This window comes from Streptomyces fuscigenes (genome assembly GCF_021556455.1).
GTDB lineage: Bacteria > Actinomycetota > Actinomycetes > Streptomycetales > Streptomycetaceae > Streptomyces > Streptomyces fuscigenes.
The window spans coordinates 1-2,662 of record NZ_JAKGCV010000600.1 but is presented as its reverse complement, the minus strand read 5'-3'; the positions used below and the strand labels follow the sequence as shown (position 1 = coordinate 2,662).

Genomic DNA, 2,662 nt, shown 5'->3' with positions numbered 1-2,662 from the left:
CAGGGCCGCGAGCGCGCGGTCGGCGTGGCCGCCGGCGAGGTCGTCGCGCATGCCGATGCCGGCCGTGTCGGCGGTGTCGAGCGCCAGCAGGGTCGCCTGCCGGTTGCCGGACAGGGGCATCACTTCGCGGGCCGCGGGCGCCAGGTGCCCCACGCCGGGCAGCGCCGCGTACGCGCCGCCCTGGCCGAACGGCGGGGTCCGGCTGCCCAGCACCCGGATCGGCGCGCCCGTCTGGAAGGCTGCCTGGTCGCTCTGCGAGGCGTCCCAGGAGGCGCCCTGGCCGATCGCCAGCACGCCCATGGCCACGGCCAGGACCACCAGCAGCACCGGGCCCGCGCCGCGCAGCGGCCTGCGGCTGAGCTGCCAGCCCGCGAGTGCCGCGGGCAGCCCCCGGCCCCGGGCCGCGCGCCGCTCGGCGAGCCGTGCGGCCGGCGGCAGCAGGCGGAGCGTCAGGACCGTGCCGGCGAGCAGCGCCAGGGCGGGTGCCGTGACGAGCAGCGGGTCGATGCTCAGGTCTCCGTCCGGGCCGCCCGTGCCGGTCAGGGCTCCGCTGCCGGTCGTCTGCCGGTCCAGCTGCCAGTACGCCACCGCCGCGACGGCGAGCAGCGCGAGGTCACCGCCGGCCCGGACCGGGCCCGGCAGCGCCCTGGCGCGGGCGGGCCGCCCGTAGCCGCGCGCGGTGACCGCCGGCAGCGCGACGGCGAGCGCGCACGCCAGCGCGGCGAGTCCGCCCACCAGCCAGGTGGCGCCGGTCGGGTGGGCGTCCAGCCGCAGCCCGATCCGCGCCAGCAGCCCCTGCCCGCCGAGCAGCCGGGTCAGCGGGCCCGCGACGAGGGGGGCCGCCACGGCCGCCGGGACCGCCAGCAGCAGCGCCTCCACCACGGAAAGCGCCACGACGCGGCCGCGGGACGCGCCGCGCGCCAGCAGCAGGCGGGTCTCCTCGGCGCGCTCCGAGGTGAGCAGGCGTGCGACAAGCAGCAGCGCGTAGCCCGCGAGCAGCACCAGCTGGAGCGAGACGATCAGCAGCGTGGACCGGGCGACGAGCAGGGCCCGTTGTGCGCCGGCGAGCAGGTCGGGCAGGGAGGTGCGGACGGTGGCGTCGCCGTCGAAGGCCTTCTCGGCGGCGAGATGGTCCTTGGCGTGCGAGGCCGACGCGCGCAGGGCGCCGGCGCGGCCGGCCGTGAAGGTGCGGTAGTCGGCGGTCGCCAGCCAGGACGCGCTGCCCCGGGACAGCCGGCCGCCCCCCAGCACGGCGGGGTCGGCCACGAGCGGGCCGTACGTGGTGAACGAGTCCGTGCGCACCCCCCGGCCGCCGAGCGCGTCGAGCTGCCAGTACGGGTCGGTCGGGTCGGCGGGGCGGTAGACGCCGGTGACGCGCACGCGCACCGTGCCGCCGTTCAGCCGGTCGGTGAGGGTGAGGACGCTGCCCGGCGCGAGCCTCAGCTGCCGGACGGCGACCTCCGGCACCGCCGCCCCGATCGTCCCGCCCGGCCCGGGGGCCGCTCCGGCGGCGGGCCAGGCGCCGCGGACGAGGCGGAGCCGGGAGCGGTCCACGGCGGCGAACTGCGTGAGGTCCGGGTCGCCGTGGCGGGCCGCCGGGGGCTGGAGGGAGCGGGGCAGCCCGTAGGGGCCCGAGGTGTCCAGGGAGCGCAGGCGCACCGGCAGCCCGCCGTACACCCGGGAGGCGAACCGGTGCGCGGCGGCGTCCAGCTGCGGGCGGCTCGCAGAGGGGGACTGGACGGAGACGACCAGCGAGGCGGCCGCCGTGTCGTCCGAGCCGAGGGCGTGGCGCAGCCCCGCGTCGCCGATGGAGCCGGAGAACGCCGCCAGGGTCGCGAGGACGGCCGTGGTCAGGGTCATCGCGAGCAGGGCAGCCGCGAGCAGCAGCCGGTGCGCGCGCACCCGCAGGAAAACGAATCCCGTCACGCCTCCCCCTGAACCCCGTACCCGGCCCCGGGCCGCCTCCGGCCTCTGTCTCCCCCCGACGCGGACCGGTGGGCCCGCGGAGGCGCGCGGCTCCGGCGCGGCTCGCGCCCGCCGTGACCTGCGCGGTGTCTCCGGACCGGTCCGGCCACCCCCGCGGATGACGTGCCCGAACGTCGGTTCGGGGATCGTGTCAGGCGCATGGGCCGGGAGAAAACGCTTGCGGGAGGACGTGACGGGATTGTGACCGGAAATCGACCGCCGCCGACCTCGTACCGGACGCGGCGCCGCGCGGTGCCCCGGGCCCCGTCGGCGGGTGCCGCACGCGGGGGAGCCAAGCCCGCCGCCGGCCCGGGCCGCCCTCGTCGCCGCCCCTTGTACGGACCCCGGCCGTCTCGTACCACCGCGGACGGATCGTGCCGCCGCCCGGCCGCCGGCGCCGCGCCGGACCGCCCGGAGCGGGGGGTCGCGCGGACCGCCGCCCGTGGAACCGAACGGGGCATCGTCCGCGTACTCACCACAGAGCCCGTGTCGTACGCTTCACCGGATGTCGGGCGTACAAGATCCAGTCAAGGCCGGTGCGCGGCGCGGGCCCTGACGGCCATACTGCTGGCCGGAGGAGGTTTCCCCCGGCACCCGCCGGTGGCGGGACGACGTCTGGACCTGAGGGGGAGGTCGCGTGACACATCCGCCGAGCGCGCGCACGGCGCCGCCACCCGCCGCGCCGAGTCCGCTGCCG

At 78.8% G+C, this 2,662-nt stretch carries 1 protein-coding gene; it reads right to left on the bottom strand.

Annotation, left to right across the window (positions count from 1 at the left end; genetic code table 11):
- Positions 1–1,926 (bottom strand): FtsX-like permease family protein (locus tag L1885_RS26795; RefSeq protein ID WP_308117407.1); only part of this gene is annotated, 1,926 nt, incomplete at its 3' end.
- Positions 1,927–2,662 lie beyond the last annotated feature (736 nt).